Source organism: Bacteroides cellulosilyticus DSM 14838 (assembly GCF_000158035.1).
GTDB classification, from domain to species: Bacteria; Bacteroidota; Bacteroidia; order Bacteroidales; family Bacteroidaceae; genus Bacteroides; species Bacteroides cellulosilyticus.
This window is the reverse complement of record NZ_EQ973490.1, coordinates 1,657,626-1,681,442: the sequence shown is the minus strand read 5'-3', so window position 1 is coordinate 1,681,442 and position 23,817 is coordinate 1,657,626. Positions and strand designations below refer to the sequence as shown.

The 23,817-nt window shown below is 40.2% G+C and carries 14 protein-coding genes; 8 read left to right on the top strand and 6 right to left on the bottom strand.

The window, feature by feature from the left end; genetic code table 11:
• The first annotated feature begins 526 nt into the window (after nt 1-526).
• On the top strand, nt 527-4,576 hold the full coding sequence (locus tag BACCELL_RS10670; RefSeq protein ID WP_044153595.1) for a hybrid sensor histidine kinase/response regulator transcription factor: 4,050 nt from the start codon (nt 527-529) through the stop codon (nt 4,574-4,576).
• An 85-nt stretch (nt 4,577-4,661) separates the two neighbouring features.
• Here the strand turns inward: BACCELL_RS10670 and BACCELL_RS10665 are convergent, their stop codons facing one another.
• The 3 genes from BACCELL_RS10665 to rbfA form a co-directional block, all read right to left on the bottom strand.
• Nucleotides 4,662-8,165, bottom strand: a complete 3,504-nt coding sequence (locus BACCELL_RS10665; protein WP_044153593.1) for a glycosyl hydrolase — start codon at nt 8,163-8,165, stop codon at nt 4,662-4,664.
• A 262-nt stretch (nt 8,166-8,427) separates the two neighbouring features.
• Nucleotides 8,428-9,660 (bottom strand): FtsX-like permease family protein, encoded by a 1,233-nt coding sequence (locus tag BACCELL_RS10660; RefSeq protein ID WP_007211777.1) that lies wholly within the window; start codon nt 9,658-9,660, stop codon nt 8,428-8,430.
• On the bottom strand, nt 9,657-9,989 hold the full coding sequence (gene rbfA, locus BACCELL_RS10655; protein ID WP_007211776.1) for a 30S ribosome-binding factor RbfA: 333 nt from the start codon (nt 9,987-9,989) through the stop codon (nt 9,657-9,659). Before rbfA ends, BACCELL_RS10660 begins: the two co-directional genes overlap by 4 nt.
• Nucleotides 9,990-10,129: 140 nt before the next feature.
• On the opposite strand from rbfA, the gene BACCELL_RS10650 reads away from it, so the two are divergent.
• The gene (locus BACCELL_RS10650; protein WP_007211775.1) at nt 10,130-11,203 is read left to right on the top strand and encodes a sensor histidine kinase; all 1,074 of its coding nucleotides are present in this window, start codon (nt 10,130-10,132) and stop codon (nt 11,201-11,203) included.
• Nucleotides 11,200-13,143, top strand: a complete 1,944-nt coding sequence (locus BACCELL_RS10645; RefSeq protein ID WP_007211774.1) for an ATP-binding protein — start codon at nt 11,200-11,202, stop codon at nt 13,141-13,143. The genes BACCELL_RS10650 and BACCELL_RS10645 overlap by 4 nt, the downstream gene beginning before the upstream one ends.
• A 1-nt stretch (nt 13,144) precedes the next feature.
• Here the strand turns inward: BACCELL_RS10645 and BACCELL_RS10640 are convergent, their stop codons facing one another.
• From BACCELL_RS10640 to aroQ, 3 genes are all read right to left on the bottom strand, one after another.
• The gene (locus BACCELL_RS10640; protein WP_007211773.1) at nt 13,145-13,774 is read right to left on the bottom strand and encodes an O-methyltransferase; all 630 of its coding nucleotides are present in this window, start codon (nt 13,772-13,774) and stop codon (nt 13,145-13,147) included.
• Nucleotides 13,775-13,853: 79 nt separating this feature from the next.
• Complete coding sequence (pyk, locus tag BACCELL_RS10635) at nt 13,854-15,311, bottom strand: pyruvate kinase (RefSeq protein WP_007211772.1); 1,458 nt, start codon at nt 15,309-15,311, stop codon at nt 13,854-13,856.
• A gap of 45 nt (nt 15,312-15,356) precedes the next feature.
• Entirely contained in the window at nt 15,357-15,779 is a 423-nt protein-coding gene (gene aroQ / locus BACCELL_RS10630; protein WP_007211771.1) for a type II 3-dehydroquinate dehydratase, read from the bottom strand.
• 210 nt (nt 15,780-15,989) lie between these two features.
• Between aroQ and xerD the strand changes: the two genes are divergently transcribed.
• The 5 genes from xerD to BACCELL_RS10605 form a co-directional block, all read left to right on the top strand.
• Nucleotides 15,990-16,940, top strand: a complete 951-nt coding sequence (gene xerD / locus BACCELL_RS10625; protein WP_007211769.1) for a site-specific tyrosine recombinase XerD — start codon at nt 15,990-15,992, stop codon at nt 16,938-16,940.
• Nucleotides 16,941-17,078: 138 nt separating this feature from the next.
• Complete coding sequence (locus BACCELL_RS10620; protein ID WP_007219254.1) at nt 17,079-18,770, top strand: tetratricopeptide repeat protein; 1,692 nt, start codon at nt 17,079-17,081, stop codon at nt 18,768-18,770.
• Between the two features lie 139 nt (nt 18,771-18,909).
• Nucleotides 18,910-19,962: a TlpA disulfide reductase family protein gene (locus BACCELL_RS10615; RefSeq protein ID WP_007211767.1), complete on the top strand. Its 1,053-nt coding sequence runs from the start codon at nt 18,910-18,912 to the stop codon at nt 19,960-19,962.
• A gap of 7 nt (nt 19,963-19,969) precedes the next feature.
• Nucleotides 19,970-21,508, top strand: coding sequence for a YifB family Mg chelatase-like AAA ATPase (locus BACCELL_RS10610; RefSeq protein WP_007211766.1), 1,539 nt, complete (start codon nt 19,970-19,972; stop codon nt 21,506-21,508).
• A 397-nt stretch (nt 21,509-21,905) separates the two neighbouring features.
• Nucleotides 21,906-23,817, top strand: a 1,912-nt coding sequence (locus BACCELL_RS10605; RefSeq protein WP_007211764.1) for a SusC/RagA family TonB-linked outer membrane protein, incomplete at its 3' end; no start/stop codon positions are given.

Genomic DNA, 23,817 nt, shown 5'->3' with positions numbered 1-23,817 from the left:
ATTTTAAATTGGTTCTGTTTTTAAAAAGCATTTATTAAAAAGATAAATACCATTAAAGTATCAGTATACATAATTCACCAAAACTCAAATTATCAAAAAGTATTCTAATGATATTTTTTTAGCAATACCTCCAAAAATTAAAGAGTGTTTTTCCATATTCATCGTTATTTTTAGAAATTAATAATATAGTATCTTTTCTCAATACCCATAAAAAAAACTAATACACTATTGAAAACGTTTAATGTTGTTTCTACATGCAAAATTAGCGCATAAGCGATACGCATATATACAAGATCTCGCCAATATCATGCTTATATCCGCAATGCGCAAAGAGAATACATTTATGGCGAAATCGAATACAACTGCCTTTTAACGGGAGTTATCCCCTCAATCATAAAACTTAAGTTTTAACTAAATCTCATCTTATTAAAATAGAAATTCAACCAAATAGAATTTGGGAAAACTCGATCAGAGCACTATCTTTGTTGACCAGTTAAAGTTATTAATGCCAAGAAGACTACTACTCATGAAATATTATATTCAAATATCTTTGTTGCTACTATTTTGTTCTATACAAAATATCAGTTCACATAACCTTAGGCAAATTAGTAATCGTGACGGTCTATCAAACAGTTCCGTAACTTGCTTATTTCAAGATGAGAAACGATTCCTATGGATTGGTACTTATGATGGACTCAACATGTATGATAGTCAAAAAATATATGTCTATAAGCCAGATATCAATAATCAAAATAGCCTTTCAAGCAATGTCATCAGAAAAATCATAGAAACAGATAACTACCTATGGATTAGCACTAAATGGGGATTAAACAAACTATCGCAAAAAAGTAATGCAATAGAGGAATATTATAATGAATTTGGTGAAAATTCATATATTGCCAAAGACAATCAAGACTATTTATATGTATTCAATAGACCAAATACATTATCTCTATATTCGAACTTAGACAATAAATTTATAAACTTCCCTATCTATAAAGAGAAAGAATTAGACAATGTATCAAGTTTTATTGTTGATTCTCAAGATACGATATGGATTAATCATAAAGGTATAATGGAAAGGTATACCATATCCGGGAAAAAAACAAATAATCCTCAAATTGTCAGACATCCGGACTTTACACATCCCCACCTTATAAAATATGCCTTTTACAGTGACGAGAAAATAATTATGGTGGATTCTGAAGGAAACATATTTTACAAAGAAAAAGGAAAACTACATTTTATCAGAAAGCTAAAGCAATTGATTCAGGAAAGTGGTAAAATTGGAGCCATTATTTTTGACGACAACGATGTTCTTATCGGATTTGAGACAAATGGTCTTATACGACTTATGGCTGAACAAAATTACCAAGCAGAGAAGTTCAACATTAATTGTGGTATATTCTCTTTATGGAAAGATAAACAACAAGATATTATTTGGATTGGTACAGATGGGCAGGGGGTATATGCCTGGACAAAAGACGAATATACATTTACTAATATATTGCTCAATGAACTTCCGATCAGCAAGAAAAGGCCGATCCGCGCTGTTTACACTGATAAATATAATACTCTATGGTTAGGAACCAAAGACAATGGTATAATAAAGATCAACCATTATGATACTTCAAAAGAGTATTCAAATGATAATGTCATACACCTTACAACACAAGAAGGACTTACGAATAATGAAGTTTTTGCATTTGCACCAAGTAATGTATATCCAATTTTATGGATCGGTTCAAATGGACCTGGATTAAATTACTACTCTTTTTCAGACAATAAAATTCACTCATTAGCTAACAATACTAATCAAGATATCTCCCATGTACATTCCATGTGTGAAACAAACGACTCACTATTGTGGGTAGGTGCAGGAAATACTTTATTAAAAATAAACATTCAACAACAGAAACAAGGCCTTGAAGCTAAAAAGATTCAAGCATTCAATTTTGATGTTCCTCATAAACAGAAAAACAATCAAATATATTCTATATATCCAGAAAATGACTCCATTATTTGTATTGGAATGCGTGGTAATGGGGTCATCAGATTAAATTCTCGCACTGAAAATTATTCTTTCATTTCTTTTGATAGAAATGGTATAGCCCCCATGAGTGATATATTATGCATATATCAAGACCAACATGAAGATATATGGTTAGGTACAAGTTATGGATTAACCAAACTGAAAATCTCATCTAATGGTAATTATGACTATAAGAATTTTAATGAGAATGAAGGTTTACCCAATAATACAATACACGGAATTATTGAAGACAAAGAAGGACATCTATGGTTAAGCAGCAATACCGGCATTATATTATTTGATTCCCAAAAGAATACGTTCAGGAACTTTAATCATAGAACGGGCTTAGATATAACAGAATTTAGTGATAATGCATATTTTCAAGACAAAATAAACAACAGATACTTTTTTGGAGGAGTAAATGGCGTAGTCTGGATAAAAAAAGAGAAAAAAAAGAAAAACAACTTTGTGCCTGATATTCACTTTACAAAAGTAAGAATATTCAATAAGGAATATAACATTCATGAGTTTGAGAAAAAAGATAGTAATTCTCAAAATATCGTGTTGAACCATAATCAGAATTTCTTTGCAGTCTCTTTTGTAGCCACAGACTTTATTAATGGCGAGAACTGCAGATATTCTTATAAACTTGAAAATTTCAATAATGTATGGATGGATACACGCTCTAATGAAGCGCAATTTACAAATATCCCTCCCGGAGATTATACATTGAAAGTAAAATACAATGATGGAGGAAATAGCAATGACAATTTAATCAAAAGTATCCGTATCATCATTCTTCCCCCTTGGTATCAGAGTATTACAGCCCAGATAATATATGTATTATTGATTATTGGGGTAGGATTGGGATTTTGGCATTATATCCGGCGGAAATACGAACGAAGAAAAGCCGCCATGTCCAAAAAGTTAAATGAAAAATATAAGGAAGAAATGTATGAAGGTAAACTACGTTTCTTTACCAACATCACACATGAATTCTGTACACCACTTACCCTGATTTATGGTCCATGCGAAAGAATTCTGCAGCATGAGAACAGTGATGTTTTCATTAAAAAATATGCCCAGATTATAAAATCAAATACAGAGCGTCTCAATAGCCTGATACAAGAAGTAATAGACTTCCGTCGCATGGAAACCGGCAATCAAATATGCCATATACAAGAACTGAATATCAGCAAATTAGCAAAAGACATTATAGATTCATTTGGTGAGTTGGCAGAACAAAATCAAATCCATCTGGAAACAAATATCAGTCCAGATATTATATGGAAGAGTGATTATAGCGGATTTACTAAGATTCTAAATAATCTTATTTCGAATGCATTTAAATATAGCCCCGAAAATGGAACAATACGTATATCCATAAAAATAGAGGTAGATAAACTAAATATTCAAGTCTATAATACAGGAAAAGGAATTTGTAAAGAGAATATTCCACTTATATTTAACCGGTACAGTGTACTTGATAACATTCAGGAGAATAGCATTAAAGGACTTTCTTCCAGAAATGGTTTAGGACTTGCCATTTGTCAAAGTATGGTAGAACTACTGCAAGGTACTATTGAAGTAAAAAGCGAAATAGACCAATATGCTCAGTTCATAGTGAACCTACCACAGCTTGAAGTAACAGAAGAAGCCGAACATGTATTGAATGAAACTCCTAAATCCGAACCTCTAAGCAACAATACGAATATTGAAACAGCTGAAAGAGGTGATTACGAAAAGGAATTCAACCAACCAGAAACAACCATTCTGATGATAGATGACAACAAAGAGTTACTGTGGATGCTAAAAGATATACTATCCGATGAATATTCCATTTTAACGGCAGAAAATGGTGAAGAAGGGCTTGTTTTATTAAAACAAAAGACACCGGATCTTATCATTACAGACATTATGATGCCCAAAATAGATGGAATCACCTTAATCAAACAACTCAAAAGCAACAAACATACAATGCATATTCCATTAATTATCCTCTCTGCAAAAAATACAACCGATGAAAAAATTGAGGGTATAGAATCTGGAGCAGACGCTTACATCCCCAAACCATTCAATACTCAATATCTTAGGAGTATCATCAAACAACTATTAAAAAAGCAGGAAGAATTAAAGCAATACTACAACTCTTCAGCAAGTGCCTTTGAATTTAGTGGTGGACAGTTGTTACAACAGGAAGACAAAAAATTCATGGAAACTGCTGTTGAACTAATCAATGAAAATATGGACAACACTGAATTTGGTCCGGAAGAACTTGCAGAAGCCATGCAAACCAGCAGCAGAAATTTATATCGCAAGTTTAAGAATCTGGATCAACTCCCCCCTAAAGATTTCATCAAAGAACAAAGAATAAATTATGCTGCCAAATTACTATTAACTACAACATTGACTATACAGGAAATCATGTATCGGACAGCTTTCACAAATCGGTCACATTTCTATAAAGAGTTTGGCAAACGATACAATCAAACTCCCAAGGAATACAGAGAGAGCAATAAATATAAAGACGATTCTCTCAACTAAAAAGAGCCTGTATATACACCAAAAACTTAAGGCAGGAATGAAAATAATATTCATTCTTGCCTCAAATTTATATTCAGTGAGCACCTCATATATTCAGACTCTCTATTTTCCCAACTGTTAAGGTGACTGGTCCTAATAAACCAGATTCAACAAGAGGTGAAGTCTTATCATAATGTTTCCAAGTTGTAAATGCAATTCTACCTCCTGCAGGCTTTGGTTTACCCTGTAGATACCATTCAGGAAGTTTCTTGATACCACCGTTGCGCAATGTAGAATATTTATTTGGAATATCCTGATAATTATAAACATTCTCTTCAGGCAGATACTCATCACCAATCAATCGGTTAACCCATAAATTTGTTACACGAATTTCTATCAGATTATCTCCTTCGTGCAATAGCTGCTGCATATCAATGGCATAAGGAGGTGCCCAACAAATACTAGCACGTTTTCCATTCACCAACACTTCAGCAAGTACTTCTACTCGACCTAGATCCAAGCGCAAACAAATATCGTCCTGCAAATAGATATTATTTATAGATAACGAATAGAGATAAGTCATCGTTCCCGAAAAATGACGAACCCCAAAATCCTCTTCTAAATGTAATGAATGCAATCTGGCTAAAGTTATTTCCTCAGATGCTCCCATATTTTGAGGAAACCGAACAGTCCAAGGGCCTTTTAACGGAATACATGTAGGAAGAGTATCAACATGCTTACGGATACTTGTATGCTCTGCAATAAACTCATAAACACCAGCCTGCCATGCAACAAACCGATGACTGGGTAACCATGAAAGTACCTGCTCACTTGGATGAAACGGAGCAGGTATCCCCTTTTGATAAAGGTTTGTGATTTCTGTTTTGTCAATACTGGAAGGATAGATACACAGATTGCAGAGTCCTCCTTCATAAGCATCCGCTTTACACAACAAATCCGAATGAGATGTTTCAAGATGCACGATTGTGTCTGAAGTTGTTCCTGCTCCGGCATATACTCCATTTATCCAAAGATGCGGTGTGTTATCCTGATAAACTAAAGCAAAATGGGTCCATCCCGATAATGGTCTGGGATTTCGGTATACAGCCTTATTATGTATAGTCCGTTCATAGACAACGACTCCATTCCGACCTACTGACAACCCAAGGGAACTATGTCCTTTTCCATGCCGCCGCTCTCCTTCCAAAGGATAAATAGCAAAAAAACGGGCACGCATATCACCGAGTTCCTGTTCTTCCGTCATGGCTATATCCACCTCAGGCTTTATCCAACAAGTAATACTAAAATTTGCAGACAAAGAATCCTGTTTCACTACATTTCCAATAGTCGGAAACAAAGAAACACCATTGTATTTCACATCTGTGTACTTCCGTTGTTTCTCAACTTTACGAAAAACAACAAACATGGATCCTGCAGGAGTTAGATTAAGAGGTATTTCTACGCCCTCGTTATCAGTGCGATAGACCGGGCACTGTAGAATTTCAGTTGTATAAGGATCCCATAACTCCGGAATATAACCTTTTATCCGGAAATGAGCCGTTCCTTTCTCATGCGCTCGCTTACGATTTGCAACAAAGTATATCTCGGCTCCTTCTTGTTGATAATGGATAGCATGAACAGATGAATTTCCTGCTTCAGAATGATAAACAAAGTCGGGAGACACACCTAACCGGTTAAAAATGGTTTGCAAATCTTTTCCTTCATGCACGTTCGGGTGCTGCCAGACTCTTTGCACCAGTGCAGCAAACTCATTCTCTTTCTCTCCATCACACAAACCTAAGGTATGCAGTGGCCTTTGCCCAACCAATACCATTCCCTCACCTACCAATCGGGCCAGTATCCGCAACGTGTGTAATGACATTGTTTCCGATTTAAGCAACACTAAGAGCTTATAGCCATCAAAACGTGTAGCGGGAAAAAGAATCTTTCCATCCTTGATATGTGCTTTGTCCAGCATTTCAGTATTTACCATATCATAATCATATCCTTCCGGAGGGGCCAGTAGGGTTTGTTCCGGTTCAATAGTGCTACCAAAACTATCATCACCATTATGATAAAGAATATCACCATAGAAAGTTGAACTCTGGAAAATGTACTGGCAACGGTTCAAATACTCAATCCATGCTTTTCCCGGTTTCCACCATGTATTGGTACGGTCAAAGTGTAGCCCCCACGCCCCCATCGTCATTCCCGGAGCAGCAGTAGGGTGTGGTTGGTGGGCAAATCTATGAAAATAAATTCTACTAAGCCCTCGGGTAAACATATAATCACCTAATGACTTTAGAGCATATGGATACTGCAACCATTTATCCGCATCCGGTTCAGAAGTAAAAGCCTCGGCACCAACTACCTTTCCACCAAGCGTATGTGCTATTGAAGCTACTTGTTTGACGGTACGATTATACTTATAATTTGCCCAAAGTACAGTCTGACCACACCAGAATTCCCCCATATTAATGTCAAGCTGTTGTGCCACCTGTAATTCTTCCATCATATTGCCTCCATAAGGCTCAGTATAAGTTATTATACCCTTCTCTTTACATCGCTTTTGAAAATGACCATAGTAACGTTCAGCAAACATATCAGCTCTAACTCGACGAAAGTCAAACAGGAAACGCTTTGTACTTTCCTCGCTCTCAACTATTTTATTGGCTAATACGGGTAAAAATGGATACAGTTCATACCCATGACTTTGTTCAAAATAGGCAGGCATGTCGGAAGTCCAATCCTGGTCACCCGTTTCATAACTATCTATTAGCAAACCGATCTTAGAATGTTTGGCTATTTTCTCCATTGCAGGCATCAGCCTTTTAAACATACAATTCAAATGATAATCCAGTGCTTCTGTACTGAATTTGTCACAATCTAATCCGGTTGATTTAGAGGGGGCTGACTTATTCTTCTGATCTTTGGCTGTTTGTCCAAAACGCATAATCAGCCACTCACCAGTAGGAACATCCCAAGTTAAAACACCATCCTTATCAAGCCTATTTGATAATTCAAGAATTGACAACCTAGGTATTACTTTCATATTTGCCGGAATAGCCAAACAATATGTATCTATGTAATAATCAAACATATGTTTGGGAGTGGGTAACTGAATCCTGACTTGTTTTCCACCCGTTATTTTAGTTTCGCTCCACGTTATTATTTGCATAGCTTTATCTGGAGTGATCCACGGACCACCACTGGATGACCAACCGGGGCAGTTGTGCATTGCAAACTCCAAACCCAACCTTTCTGATTCTTTGAGCGTATGCAGAATAAGATCTACCCATTCATCACTAAGCGATTCTACCGGACCAATAGGGATGCCACTTCCTGCTTCAAACAATTGATACCCCGCAATACCATTTGCCTTCATGGCTTCAAGATCACGGGTTATACCATCTTTAGTTATATTACCATTCATCCAATGCCACCATGTATAAACTCCGGAAGAGAAAGGCGGATTACGAAAAGCTGATTCGAGAAGAGCTGAAGAAGATTTAGACACCTTGTTTTTACAAACTTCCATAGCAAAAGTCGGACTAACCAAGCTAACGATACCTGCTGATGACAAAATTTTAAGAAAGGTGCGTCGTTCCATAAATAAAAAGATTTTTAGGTGAATTCTATTAATCATTGCATTTCTTTGCAGCAAAGAGAACAAAACCTTTTAATTCCCTTTGCCACATTCCATATTGAAAACAATTCTCAAATTGTCTCTACATGCAAATATAGGAACTCAACAACAGATACATATATGTGTTCTTGCCAGAATGATATCTAAACCCACAAAATACAAAATGAATACACTAATGGCTAGATTGAGTACAAAACCAGTGGTTCGACACTTGCGTCAACAGACATTATTTCTTCAGTAACCGCCGCGTCAAATAGTGCACCGGATACCACACCGAAAGGAATCCGACAGTAATCACCGTAATAAATATCAGTACTACATCCGTTACATGCACACTAACAGGATAAGCATCCACAATAAAGCTGCCATTACCACCACCTAAGGAAATAATGCCGAAACGCTGCTGGATATAGCAAAGCAACAGACCAAGAACAATACCGGAAAGTGCACCGAACAGGGAAATAAGCCGACCTTCAAACAAAAATATACGGGCTATCAAGCGGTCATCAGCTCCAAGATTACGCAGAGTCTCCACGTCTTCGCGTTTATCTAGGATCAACATGGAAAGAGAACCAATCACATTGAAACAGGCTATCGCAAGAATAAATGTGAGAAAAAGATAAGATATGAATTTCTCTATCTCCATAATACGGAACACATCAGCCTGCTGCTCATAACGGTCTAGTACAACAAATTCGTCACCTAGGATACGGGCAATCTTTCTCTGCACAGCCGTAACATCTGCCCCCGGCTTCAACTTCAATTCAACAGCCGACACCTCCGTGTCATAATTAAAAAGATTACGAGCAAAGCTAAGAGAAGTAAGAATGTAGCGTGCATCATACTTCTGCTGATTGACAACAAACACTACACCGGGAGAAAAAAGGTAATCACGATTGAAAGAAGCGGAAGGATTAGCCATATTCACGCGCACATTCCGTTTGGGAGCATACACCTGAAGGGGATCAACAAACTGAAGTCCTGTTCCCAACTCAGATATCAATTCCACACCCAATACGCCATAATCTACGATAGAGTCATGCAGGATAAACTCACCTGCACCGTACAGCAAACTATCAATAGACGTAAGCTCCTCGAAGTTATCTTCCACCCCTTTAATAATAGCCATAGCCTGACGGTCCTTATATTGCACCATGGCATTCTCCTCCAGCGTCTCTGTCCAGACACCAATTTCTGGCAAAGAGCGCACTTCCTGAAATGCTGCCCCCTGCGGTTCAAAGACTTTTCCCTCACGAATCGTAATTTTCAATTCCGGATCAAAGGCTGTAAAGAACCCTGCTACCATATCCTGAAAACCATTGAATACGGACAGTGTACAGACCAGCGCCAACGTAGCCAATGCCACTCCGCACACCGAAATGCCGGAAATGATATTGATAGCATTGTGTTTCTTCTTGGAGAAGAGATAACGCCGAGCTATGTAGAAGGGAAGGTTCACTTCAATAATTCATCTATTTTTTCAAGATAATCCAGTGAATCATCCACAAAGAACTTCAGTTCCGGAATGATGCGAAGCTGATGACGCACACGGGTCCCCAACTCATAACGGATAGACTTCATATTATCATTGACATTCTTTATTATCTCTTCCGCCTTTTCCGAAGGGAAGATACTCAGATAAGCACGTGCGACACTCAAGTCCGGGCTGATACGCACAGCACTGACAGAGATCAGTACTCCCGGCATGGATTTAGTTTGCAACAGGAAAATGTCACTCAATTCCTTCTGAAGCAAACGGGCTATTTTATTCTGACGAGTTGTTTCCATAAATCAATTATCTATATTTAAAGGCAAAGTTACGCAAATATCTCGTTAGACTCATGATTTATACTTTTTTTAGCACCAAAACGTAGCTTTTCATTAATTAAAAACTACATTTGCAACAACATCACAAAATAGCTTACTTTATGAAAGTACACGTTTGGATAATACTACTATTTTTCTCATCCATTGCCTATGCAGAAGAGGATATCCGCTGGAAAGATGCAGATGAAAAAATGCAGGAACAGCAGTATGAAGAAGCTGCAAAATTGTATAAAGAATTAAGTCATAAATCAGATACCGTTTATGAGGAGATCAATTCCCGTGGAGTAAAGGATATGCGGAAAATCTACTCAATCGATGAGCTGGAACTTGCCAACAGCCAGCAACAGAACCGTTTGCTCTCATTAGCTCTCATCATCCTTCCGTTTTTTATTGCCATTGCCATAGGCTGCGTTGTATATTTAAGAAAACAACGTAGAAAGCTAATACAATCGCAACTGAAGCTTCAGCAGGCACAAGAGGAAGTAGAGAAATCCACGCGAAATAAAAGCCTGTTCATTTCGAACATGAGTCATGAAATCCGCACCCCCTTAAATGCCTTGTCCGGTTTCTCTGAAGTACTGACCACCCCCGGTATTGATGAAGATACCCGGAAACAATGTTATGAAATCATTCAGTTAAATTCCCGCCTACTGATCAATCTGCTCAACGATGTAGTGGATATTTCCTGCCTAGACGTAAAGAACATGAAGTTCGACCTAAAGGTATGCGACGCTGTCCCTCTTTGCGAAGGAATCATTCAAACCGTAGAAGGGATTAAGCAAACACAAGCTGCATTATCTTTCGAAACAACACTGCCTTCTTTGGAAATAGAAACAGACATATTCCGCCTACCCCAGGTACTGATCAACATTTTAGTCAACGCCACCAAATTCACCAAAGAAGGCAGTATTATCCTGCGGTTAGAGCAAAATGAAGAGGGTATGGCGCAATTCTCAGTTACAGACACCGGTTGTGGCATTCCATTGGAAAAACAGCCTACAATATTCAACCGCTTCGAACGGGTAGACGAGAAATCCCAGGGAACAGGTATCGGTTTATCTATCTGCCAGTTTATTATTGACCAACTTGGTGGAAATATCTGGATAGACCCGGAATATACGAACGGTTCACGTTTCATCTTCACTCACCCATTAAAACAAGCAGGCAAAGCATGAAAAAAATAATTCTCTTTATTCTGCTTCTGGCAGACATACCCTTCCTGACAGAAACACATGCATCTACGAAGCAGCAAGCGCGCGACAGCATATTCCAGACAGCCGCTACCATACCCAATGATTCCATCCGCTGCATATTTCTGAGAAATGCATTCCAGCAATACATTGGTCAGGAATCGGCTACCGAATATCTGGATTCTGCAATTGTGCTTGCCCGCCGGAAGCAAATACACGGAGAAGAGTTATGGGCACTTTTTGACTATTGCCGCCAATATGAATATCTTGCAGATATTTTCAATCAGCAAAAAAGGCTTTTAATACTGAAAGAGGCCAGCTACCAGTATAAGGATTATGCATTTTACTATACCATGTGGCTTTCCGTACTTCAGGCACGATGTGCGCTGGGAGATACCGAATATGCCATTATGCAAGCCCAAGAGATGAGAGATGAGTCCACCCGCCTCAATTATAAAAAAGGCAACTTCATCGCGGCTCTTGCATTGGCACAGGCCTATGATTTTGCCGGACGGTATGACGAGGCCATCGAAATATACAAACAGGCTTTGGAGAATAATCCTACGGCCAATGAAAATGGACTATTAATAATACACGGAAATCTGGCTAAACTTTATAAAAAACAGGAAAAATATCCGCAAGCCCTCAGTGAATATCAGAAGCAACTGGATGTTCTCACAAAAGTGTCCAAAGGACTTCCCCTATCAGACACATTCAAAACAATATTTCTGGAAATAGAAACATCGTTTTGCAAAATCTATATGATTACTAAAGACCAGGAAAAACTAATCCAGCACCTGAAAAAGGCAGAAGAATATTATAGTGATAATGTGTATCTCGGTGCCTATATAAACTACCATAGCCTATGGGGATTTTATTATAAGCTCACTAAAGAGTGGGACAAATGCTTCCGGGAGCTTGACCTGGCATTGGCCGCCTGTAGGGGAACGGATCCTTTCAACGAAAACGACTTACTCAAATCAAAAGCAGACGCCTTGCTGGAAACCGGACGTTATAAAGATGCTGCCAACCTGTATAAAATGGTAGCCATAAAAGGGGATTCTCTCAATCAGGACATGCTACAACGGCACAAAGAAGCCCATCAAGCCAACTATAAAATCCGAAGAGCTTTACTTGAAAAAGAAGAACTGACCAAACGATATCGTTATATACAGGTAGGTGCAGGTACAATTATATTACTAATATTAGTTTTTGTCATTATACGTGCCTATCATATTCGCTGTCAGTTACGGCATGCAGAGAAGGAAACCCGAAAAGCCTTCGAAAGAATGGAAGCCGCTGACAAGATGAAAGAACGCTTCCTCCATAACATCACCTATGAGATACGTATACCCTTGAACACTGTAGTCGGTTTTTCTGAATTACTATCTTCAGAAAATGACTTAACGGATGAAGAAATAGAAGAGTATTCAATTGCTGTAAAAAGCAACTCAACGAAACTACTAAAACTCATAAACAATATCCTCGACTTATCACGCCTTGAAGCAGGAATGATGCGCTTCACCGTTCAAGAATGCGATGCCGTTCAACTATGTCGGGAAACCAGAATGATTGTGGATATGGAGACTCCCGGCATTGTGAAATCAACCTTCAATACAGAATTGGAAATGTTGCAGATAAAGGCTGACAGTAAATGGTTCCTGAAATTACTTACTTCACTCTTATCAGTCCCTCAAGAATATAAGGGAGAGAAACGCGAAGTGGAATATACTTTAAGCCAGGAAGACAAATACCTGAAAATAATCATCCTGCGAAGTCCTCTTTATCAGTGTTGGGAGGACGAACAGGAACAACATATCCTGCATAATATCAACCGCCTCTATGTGGAAACGTTCAAGGGGAGTTATCAAGTAGAAGAAAAGGGAGAGGAAAAGATTGTCTCTATCACATATCCGATATCCTGAATTACTTCTTATGGATAATTGTTAATCCGTCCCGCAGGGGAAGGATTACTTTTTCTACGCGTGTATCATGTGCTACATGTTCATTGAAAGCCTTGATGCCAATGGTTTGCAAGTCATTATTGCGGGGGTGTTCTTCCAGCACATGGTTATCCCACAGGGTATTATCGGCGATAATATAACCTCCGTCAGAAAGATTGGAAAGCACCATCTCGTAATAATCAACATATTTCCGCTTATCTCCATCGATAAAAGCCAAATCGAACGTTATGCCCAACTGCGGCACTAATTGCAACGCATCACCAATGTAGAGTTTTATTTTATTCGCATACTCAGAACCTTCCAACCACGGACGGGTAAAGTCTTCCTGCTCATCATTGATCTCAAACGTGTACAACATGCCGTCTTCCGGTAAGCCTTCGGCAAGACAAAGAGCAGAATAACCGCTATATGTCCCTATCTCCAGAATACGATGGGGACGTATCATTTTAACAAACATCTTTAGCATCCGCCCCTGTAAATGGCCCGATGCCATACGCGGATAAAGCAATTTAAGGTGTGTGTCCCGATAAAGGGCCTTCAGATAATCTCCTTCATCGTCAATATGCTGCAAGATATATTCGTCTATGGTCATAGAAATGAAGAATGAAGAATGAAGAATCAGGCTATACTGCACAAAAATTCTTCATTCTTCATTTTTAATTTATTATTTATTAAAGGTATCTGTTTTTATTGGGTAATACACTTTCTTCCGCATACTTCAGAGCATCTCCCACTACATTAATTTCGAGGAAAGAAGTATGTGTTCCGGCTTTACCGCTACTCAAATAACCCACCATATCAGATTCTGATAAACGGCCTTCTTTCAGCAGACGACGCAGAGCTGCGAAATAATATTCCTGACCGTTAGCAAGTTCCGGCATGTAAATAGCTTCCACACCGTAAGAAAGTGCCAGATGGCGCATTGTCTTTTCCTTATAACAGATGGCCAGCACCGGATATTTACCACGGAATGCAGCAAGGTTGCGGGCAGTACGTCCACTGTAACTATCAGTGATGATCGCACGTATCTTCAACTTCGAAGTAGCCTTTACAGCTTGTTTCGCCAGGAAGGCAGTCACATCGTTGCTGTTCTCATCCAGTGGAATACGGATATCGTTATCAGCCAATTTATCTTTTTCTGCCTGTGCAGCCACCTTTGTCATAGTCTTCACGGCATCCAACGGATATTTACCATACGCCGTTTCACCGCTCAGCATCAAAGCATCCGTACGGTAATAAATAGCATTCGCAATATCTGTTACCTCTGCACGGGTAGGACGCGGATTGGTAATCATTGTATGAAGCATCTGCGTAGCCACAATTACCGGTTTCTTTGCCAGGATACATTTACGAATCAGCAAACGCTGAATACCCGGAATACGCTCTTGGGGGACTTCGATACCAAGGTCACCACGAGCCACCATCACACCGTCAGCCACTTCCAGGATTTCATCAATGTTATCAACGCCTTCCTGATTCTCTATCTTGGCCACGATACGGATATCACTGTTATGAGCATCCAGAATTTCCTTTATATCCAGAACATCCTGTTTATTACGCACAAAAGAATGAGCAATAAAGTCGATATCTTTCTCAATAGCATAAAGAATATTGGTACGGTCCTTTTCCGTCAGAGAAGGAAGATTGATGCGTACTCCCGGCACATTTACGCTCTTACGACTTCCCAAAGTAGCATCATTCTGTATCTCACATACCAAATAATCTTCCGTTTTATCCACAACAATCATTTCCAGATCACCATCATCAATAAGGATGTGTATGCCAATGGCAACATCGTGCACAAAGTTAGGGTAGGAAACGGAAATACATTCACGGGTAGTTTCCAGATCTGGATCACCTACGACTTTCACTCTGTCACCGACTTTGTAAGCGATAGGATCGGCACAGATGGTAGTACGCACCTCCGGACCTTTAGTATCCATCAGGATAGCTATACGGTTGGACACCGCACGCACATTATTTATCAGCATCTCCGAACCTTCGCGGCCGAGATGTGCCGTGTTCATACGCACCACATTCATACCGGCTTCAAACAAGCCTTTTATAAAATCAACATCGCAACGCTTATCAGAAATGGTTGCAACGATTTTTGTCTGTTTCAATAACATAATCTTATACCTATTTTTGTTTAATTACAAATCATGAATTACGAATTACTCGTTGCCGGTCAAGGCTTCGAGCGCCAGGCGGTAAGAGTTCAATCCGAAACCGCAGATAACGCCTTTACAGGCGCAAGCTATCATAGATACATGACGGAAAGCCTCACGAGCATGCACATTAGAAATATGTACCTCGATAACCGGAGAAGTCACTGAACGGATAGCATCCTGCAAAGCAATGGAAGTATGGGTGTAAGCACCTGCATTCAGGATAATTCCGTCTACATCAAAACCGGTTTGCTGAATCTTGTCTATCAGCTCTCCCTCGATGTTCGACTGGAAATAGTCTATTTGTATATCAGTATACTTCTTACGAAGTTCGACAAGGTAATCTTCAAAAGTAACACTGCCGTAAATGGAAGGTTCACGTTTGCCCAGCAGATTGATATTCGGGCCATTAATAATTTGTATCCTCATAACACAATTTTTTATACCTTTGTTCCGGAACTATAGCTCCGCAGCAACTCCGTAAGAAGTCCGTACCTGCTCCGTAGTAAGTCCGTAGCAGCTCCGTATCAGGTCCGTAGTAAGTCCAAGCCTATAGACACGGAGCAGATACGGGGCAGATACGGATCGGATACGTTCCGGAAAACATTCAAATTCAGGGAACAAAGGTAGAAAAAAGAAATGAAATTAGACGAAAAAACAATAAATAAGGAGAAAGAAGCACTGATTATCAGGAAGTATCAGCAGTATCTAAAGTTAGAAAAAGCACTTTCTGCCAATACGCTTGATGCCTATCTGACCGATCTTGATAAATTGCTGCGTTTTTTGAAAGCAGAGAATATTGATATGCTGTCAGTCACTCTGGACGACTTGCAACGTTTCGCCGCCGGCTTGCATGACATCGGCATTCATCCCCGCTCCCAGGCACGCATCATGTCCGGAATAAAATCATTCTTCCACTTCCTGATTATGGCAGACTATCGGGAAGATGATCCCAGTGAACTGCTCGAAGGTCCTAAAATAGGTTTTAAACTACCGGAAGTACTGACCGTAGAAGAAATAGACACCATCATAGCTACTGTAGACATGAGTAAAAAGGAAGGCCAGCGCAACCGGGCCATTCTGGAAACTCTATACAGCTGCGGACTGCGCGTCTCGGAACTTTGTAATCTGAAGCTGTCCGAGCTCTATTTCGATGAAGGTTTTATTAAGGTAGAAGGAAAAGGCAGCAAACAGCGATTAGTCCCCATTTCCCCCCGTGCCATCAAAGAAATAAAATACTGGTTGCTCGACCGTAATCTTGGTAAAATAAAAAAAGGATTTGAAGATTATGTATTCCTTGCCCGCTGGGGAAACAGTATCTCCCGCATCATGGTTTTTCACCTGATAAAGGAGTTGGCGGAGAAAGCCGGTATCACCAAAAATATCAGCCCGCACACCTTCCGTCATTCCTTCGCTACCCACTTGCTGGAAGGAGGCGCGAACCTGCGTGCCATACAATGTATGCTGGGACACGAATCCATCGCAACAACCGAAATTTATACCCATATCGACCGGAATATGTTGCGGAGTGAGATCATTGAACACCATCCAAGGAACATCAAGTACAGAAAAGAGACAGGATTTCATTAAATTATAATAAAATTGGCTATTCCTTTCAGATTGTGCCGGGAGATTTAATATCTTTGCGAGGCTATTATCATGTGGTAATAGGCACTAAGAGAAACCAATAGACTAATTTCAATTACAAACAATTAATTTATACCTAAAATGACTAAGAGATTGTATCTGCCTTTGTTAATGGCACTGGTTGTTGCACTTTCATCTTGTAGCAGCAAAATGGGTGAATTATCTTCTGATTATTTCACCGTGACCCCTCAGGTTCTTGAAGCTGTTGGTGGCAAAGTTCCCGCCACTATCAACGGAAAATTCCCTGAAAAGTATTTTAACAAGAAAGCTGTAGTAGAAGTAACTCCGGTTCTGAAATGGAACGGTGGAGAAGCTAAAGGACAGTCAGCCGTATTCCAAGGAGAAAAAGTAGAAGGTAACGACCAGACCATCTCATACAAGATGGGTGGTAACTACACTATGAAGACTTCTTTCGATTATGTTCCCGAAATGGCAAAATCAGAGTTATATCTGGAATTTAAAGCCACAATCGGTAACAAAACAGTAACTATTCCTGCTGTGAAAGTAGCTGATGGTGTGATTTCTACCTCTGAAATGGTTGAGCAGACGCTGAGCAGCGCTACTCCTGCCAACGGTGACGACGCTTTCCAACGTATCATCAAGGAGAAACACGATGCTAACATCATGTTCTTGATTCAGCAAGCTAACGTCCGTGCCGGTGAATTGAAGACCGCTAAGGAATTCAACGAAGAAGTGAAGAACGTAGACGGTGCTGTTAACAAGAAGATCAGCAACATCGAAGTTTCTGCTTATGCATCTCCTGATGGCGGTGTAAGCCTGAACACTAAGTTGGCCGAAAACCGTCAGGACAACACTGCAAAGGTTATCAACCAGAACTTGAAGAAAGCAAAAATTGACGCTGCAATCGATACAAAATATACTGCTCAGGACTGGGAAGGTTTCCAGGAATTGGTATCTAAATCTAATATCCAAGATAAAGAACTGATCCTTCGCGTTCTGTCTATGTATTCTGATCCTGAACAAAGAGAGCAGGAAATCAAGAACATTTCTTCTGTTTACAAGAACTTAGCTGACGAAATCTTGCCGCAATTGCGTCGTTCTCGTCTGACTTTGAATTATGAAATCATTGGTAAGTCTGATGATGAAATCGCTAATCTGGCTAACACAGATGCTAAGCAGCTGAGTCTGGAAGAATTGCTGTACGCAGCTACTCTGACTAACGATCCGGCTAAACAAGAAGTAATCTTCACTAAAGCTACTCAGATTTATCCGAACGACTATCGTGCTTACAATAACTTAGGTAAACTGGCTTACCAGTCAGGTAACCTTGACAAGGCTGAAAGCTACTTCAAGAAAGCAGCTTCTATCAAGGATGCTCCTGAAGTTAACATGAACCTTGGTTTGATCGCTTTGACAAAAGGTGATAAAGCCGCTGCTGAAACTTACCTGAGCAAAGCTTCCGGTGCAAAAGAACTGAACGAAGCTCTGGGTAACCTGTACATCGCTCAAGGTCAATATGACAGAGCTGTAAGCGCATTCGGCAACACGAAATCTAACAGTGCCGCTTTGGCTCAGATCCTGGCTAAGGACTACAACAAAGCTAAAAATACTTTGGCAAGTGTAGAAAAGCCAGACGCTTATACTGAGTACCTGATGGCTGTATTAGGTGCAAGAACTAACAATTCTTCTATGGTTACCAGCAGCTTGAAGAGCGCTGTAGCTAAAGATTCTTCATTAGCTAAGAAAGCAGCTTCTGATCTGGAATTTGCTAAGTACTTCACGAATGCAGATTTCATGAGCATCATTCAGTAAGAAGCTCTTCACTAATTACGATTAGTGATTTTAAGTAGTAAATAAATAAATATCTGTAGAATGCCCGGCGTTGAGAAATGTCGGGCATTTCTTTTTTATTATCTGCAAAAGCCGTACTTTCGCAAAAAAGTATTTAGAGATGAAGAACGTCTGTCTATTATATCTTCTATTAATCGGCCTCTCTGCCTGTGGTGGAAAGAAGACCGATAGTATCAGCCTCAGTGGAGAAATCAAAGGATTGGGGAATGATACCATCTATTTATATGGTGCGGACAGAATGCATGACCGCATGGATACACTGATTGCCGAAAAAGATAAATTCTCCGCGACACTTTCTGCTGATACGTTAGTCACCACAATCTTATTATTCAGTGATGGAACGGAGTACCCACTTTTCCTGAATAAAGGAGATAAAATACAAATAAAAGGCTCCATGGCCGAACTATCCTCTTTACAAATCAGCGGCAATGCCCCTAATAAAGAATTAACAGACTTCAACCAGGACCTGAAAGGCTTGGGTACCCCGTCCGGAAAAGCTTTGGAAGAAAAAGCAGAGAATTTCATTACTGAACATCCTGCTTCATTAGTCAGTATCTATCTGCTTGATAAATACTTTGTGCAAAACCCTCAACCCGATTTGACACAAATCCAGAAACTGGCCGACCGGATGACCGGAGAACTGAAGGACCGTCCCTTTATGGATGCATTGCTGAAGCGGATTGAAGAAGAAGAAAAGGTAGCTGTAGGGAAATCGGCGCCCTACTTCCGACTACGCAATGCGGAAGAAAAAGATATAAGTCGCTCCAACTTTAAAGATCAGTACCTGCTCATACAGTTCTGGGCTTCGTGGGATACGGTCAGCCGTGCAAACAATGCCATGTTCCGCCGTATTTATAAGAAAGAGCAGAAGAATAAGAACTTCGCGTTGCTGGGCGTTTCTCTCGATCTTAATAAAAAGAAATGGCAGGAAACCATCAAAGCAGATACGCTGAAATGGGAACAAGTCTGTGATTTCTCCGGCTGGAGCGGAGAGATTATCAAACAATTTGCCATACAGACGCTTCCTACCAATATACTTCTCAGTCCTACGGGAAGAATAGAAGGTAAAAATCTGGATGAAAAAGCAATTGAGAACAAGCTAAAAGAGATTGCTGAAAAAGAAAAGGAGAAATCACTCACCACTAATCACTAATAAACACGTGCTAATCAAAGTTTTCGGAGCGGCTGTGCAAGGCATCGACGCAACTCTCATCACCATTGAAGTAAATAGTTCAAGAGGTTGTATGTTCTATCTTGTCGGACTACCGGATTCGGCCGTCAAAGAAAGCCACCAACGTATCATTTCCGCGCTACAAGTGAATGGATACCGGATACCTACCAGCAATATCATCATCAATATGGCACCGGCTGATATCCGCAAAGAAGGTTCCGCCTATGACCTCCCACTTGCCATTGGTATGCTTGCCGCCGGAGAAGTAATCCAACCGGATAAGCTGAACCGCTACCTGATGATGGGCGAACTGAGCCTTGACGGTAGCCTGCAACCCATCAAGGGAGCTCTGCCCATTGCCATCAAAGCACGTGAATTAGGATTCGAGGGAATCATAGTACCCAGACAGAACGCTCTTGAAGCGGCTGTAGTCAATCAGATTCAAGTATATGGAGTTGAAAACATCAAAGAGGTAATAGAATTCTTCAATGGGAAGCAGGAACTCACTCCTACCATCGTCAACACCCGCGAAGAGTTTTATGCACAACAAAGTAGCTTTGATCTGGACTTCGCAGATGTAAAAGGACAGGAAAACGTAAAACGTGCACTGGAAGTGGCAGCGGCAGGGGGACATAATATTATTCTGATTGGTGCCCCGGGAAGCGGAAAATCCATGCTTGCCAAAAGATTACCATCCATTCTTCCCCCGCTGTCCCTGGGAGAGAGCCTTGAAACTACAAAAATACATTCTGTGGCAGGAAGACTGCAAAACAATACGGGGCTTATTTCAAAACGCCCGTTCCGCGATCCGCATCACACCATTTCCACAGTGGCCATGACGGGTGGAGGCAGTTATCCACAACCAGGGGAAATCAGCCTTGCCCATAATGGTATTTTATTTCTGGACGAGTTGCCAGAATTCAATCGCAGCGTACTGGAAGTCCTCCGCCAACCGCTGGAAGACCGAAAGATCACCATTTCCCGTGTGAGAAGCAATGTGGAATACCCTGCCAGTTTTATGCTGGTAGCCTCTATGAACCCATGTCCTTGCGGATATTACAATCATCCGACAAAAGCTTGTGTATGCAGTCCGGGACAAGTACAAAAATACCTGAATCGTATCTCTGGTCCTCTACTTGACCGCATCGACCTACAAATTGAAGTAGTTCCTGTACCTTTTGAGAAAATGTCCGATGCACATCCGGGAGAAGCAAGTTCCATCATACGGGAGCGTGTAATCTCCGCCCGACAAATTCAGGAAAACAGATATGCAGATATTCCGGGCGTTTACTGTAATGCACAAATGAGCAGCAAACTACTTTCCCTATATGCTCGTCCGGATGACAAAGGTCTTGCCTTACTGAAAAATGCGATGAACAGGCTTAATCTTTCCGCCCGTGCCTATGACCGTATACTAAAAGTGGCACGTACCATTGCCGACCTTGAAAACAGTGACCTGATACAGCCCTCACATTTGGCAGAAGCCATCGGATACAGGAATCTGGATAGAGAAGACTGGGCGGGATAATCCAGAAAAAAACAATAGTTCACTATTTTCCCCCTAATTTGCATCATTTTCTCCCTAACTATAACTTCATTGGCTTAGATTTGCAGTAATCAAAATCTAAAATACTATGGAGGCAAAGACATTATCCCGTTTTTTCCCAAAGTTGTCACTTATAATAAAGGACAACATGGAACGACCGCCTTTATTCTTTACATTACATCTATCCAAAGATAGTAATATAAAGCAAATATCCTTTTGTCTCCCATTCATCTCAATTAATTGTATATCAAAATATTACAATAATCTTGTAATACATTTGAAATATATCTGTAATAAGTACATCCTACTTTTGCAGCCAGAATAATATTTATAAATATACAGAAGAAGAGAACATAATTTATAACTAAAACTTTATTTTATGCTGAATGTACAATTAAAAAGAAAAAGGACATTTGCGCAAAGCGTGCTCTTTGTAGTGTTCTTGCTAAGTAGTACCTTAGCATTTGCCCAGAACAAGGTTACCGGTACTGTTACAGACAAATCCGGTGAGCCATTGGCAGGCGTCAATGTATTAGAAAAAGGCACCACCAATGGTTGTATCACCGATCTTGACGGTAAATACTCTATAGAAGTGAAAAGAGGGCAAACCCTCATATTTACTTTCATTGGCTTTACTAAAAAAGAGGTTCAAGTGAACCAAAGCGCTATTAATGTAGTAATGGAGGAAGATTCCCAAACATTAGATGAAGTAGTAGTAGTGGGATATGGTAGCATGACGCGTAAGGATGTTACCAGCTCTATCACAACAGTGAAAGCAGATGATTTGAACGTAGGTGTCTACACTAATCCGGCGCAACTGCTACAAGGAAAAGTTCCGGGATTGACCATTGCCAATACCAGTGACCCTAATGGCTCGGCATCTATCTCTCTGCGTGGTACATCTTCTTTACGCGAGGGTGCAGCCATGGAACCATACTACGTAATCGATGGCGTCCCGGGCGTCAGCCTGTCGCTTATTGCTCCGGAAGACATTGAGAGCATCGATGTTCTTCGTGATGCCAGTGCCACAGCCATCTATGGTTCAAAAGCCGCTAATGGTGTAATCATTGTCACCACCAAGAAAGGTAGCAAGAATGGTAAAACCAATGTAAACTACAGTGGTTATGTAGCTATAGATAATACTTTGAAAACTCTGGACATGATGAATGCCAGCGAACTTCTGGCCTATGCCAACGCAAATAATGTCGACCTTTCCCCCTACTACGATGTAAACAACCCGGCCGACACCAATTGGCAGGATGAAGTATTGCGTTCCGGTTTCAGCCACAATCATAATATCTCCATCAACGGTGGCAATGAAAAAACCACCTATAGTGCATCTCTCAACTACATCGACCGAGAAGGTGTTGTGAGAGGAACTTCAATGGATCGCATCACAGCCCGTTCTTTCTTGCAAACCAAAACTCTGAAAGATCATCTGGATTTGTCGGTTAGTGTAAATGCAAGCATAACCAACAAACAAACGGCCTCAACCGAAAATCAGGGACGGAGTGTACTGGATGCCATGTACTATTACAATCCGCTGGTTCCTGTAAAGAATGCAGACGGTTCCTGGTACGCTAATACAAGTATCTCACAAAGTTATAACCCGCTGTCAATGGTCTATGAAGATCAGTACAAAACAAAAGAGAAAATGTTGCAAGGTATTGCCAAAGCAACCCTTCACATCATTGACGGACTAGATTGGAATCTGAATCTTTCTTATCAAAACGAACAGTATATTTACAGTAACTACAATACTACACAGTCACAACTTCCCAACATCTCTTCCCGCCACGGTCAGGCTTCACGCAGCACCAAGGAAAACATCAAGAAGCAGATGGAAACTTACGTCAATTATGACCATGTATTTGCCGACAAACACAAACTGGGTTTGATGGCCGGTTACTCTTGGGAGCAGAACGATGATAATGATGGCTTCGGCTTAACTGTATACAACTTTTACGACGATTACCTGAAATATTACAATATGGGATTGGCCAACAATATGGATATTGACGGTATTAATAGCGACAACAAACTTTCCACTCTGCGCATGATTTCATTCTATGGCCGCGTAAACTACAGTTTTAACAGCAAGTACCTGTTCCAAGCTACCATACGACGCGATGGTTCTTCCGCTTTCGGCAAGAACAACCGCTGGGGTACATTCCCTTCCGTATCATTGGCATGGCGCATTACAGAAGAAAATTTCATGAAGAATCAGAAAGTGTTTGATGACCTGAAATTCCGCATAGGCTATGGTGTAAGCGGTAACTCACTGGGATTTG

What these genes read in the sequence shown, in the direction of transcription:
- BACCELL_RS10670 (WP_044153595.1), top strand. Translation starts at nt 527, where the DNA reads ATGAAATATTATATTCAAATATCTTTGTTGCTACTATTTTGTTCTATA.
- BACCELL_RS10665 (WP_044153593.1), bottom strand. Translation starts at nt 8,165, where the DNA reads ATGGAACGACGCACCTTTCTTAAAATTTTGTCATCAGCAGGTATCGTT.
- rbfA (WP_007211776.1), bottom strand. Translation starts at nt 9,989, where the DNA reads ATGGAAACAACTCGTCAGAATAAAATAGCCCGTTTGCTTCAGAAGGAA.
- BACCELL_RS10650 (WP_007211775.1), top strand. Translation starts at nt 10,130, where the DNA reads ATGAAAGTACACGTTTGGATAATACTACTATTTTTCTCATCCATTGCC.
- BACCELL_RS10645 (WP_007211774.1), top strand. Translation starts at nt 11,200, where the DNA reads ATGAAAAAAATAATTCTCTTTATTCTGCTTCTGGCAGACATACCCTTC.
- BACCELL_RS10640 (WP_007211773.1), bottom strand. Translation starts at nt 13,774, where the DNA reads ATGACCATAGACGAATATATCTTGCAGCATATTGACGATGAAGGAGAT.
- pyk (WP_007211772.1), bottom strand. Translation starts at nt 15,311, where the DNA reads ATGTTATTGAAACAGACAAAAATCGTTGCAACCATTTCTGATAAGCGT.
- aroQ (WP_007211771.1), bottom strand. Translation starts at nt 15,779, where the DNA reads ATGAGGATACAAATTATTAATGGCCCGAATATCAATCTGCTGGGCAAA.
- xerD (WP_007211769.1), top strand. Translation starts at nt 15,990, where the DNA reads ATGAAATTAGACGAAAAAACAATAAATAAGGAGAAAGAAGCACTGATT.
- BACCELL_RS10620 (WP_007219254.1), top strand. Translation starts at nt 17,079, where the DNA reads ATGACTAAGAGATTGTATCTGCCTTTGTTAATGGCACTGGTTGTTGCA.
- BACCELL_RS10615 (WP_007211767.1), top strand. Translation starts at nt 18,910, where the DNA reads ATGAAGAACGTCTGTCTATTATATCTTCTATTAATCGGCCTCTCTGCC.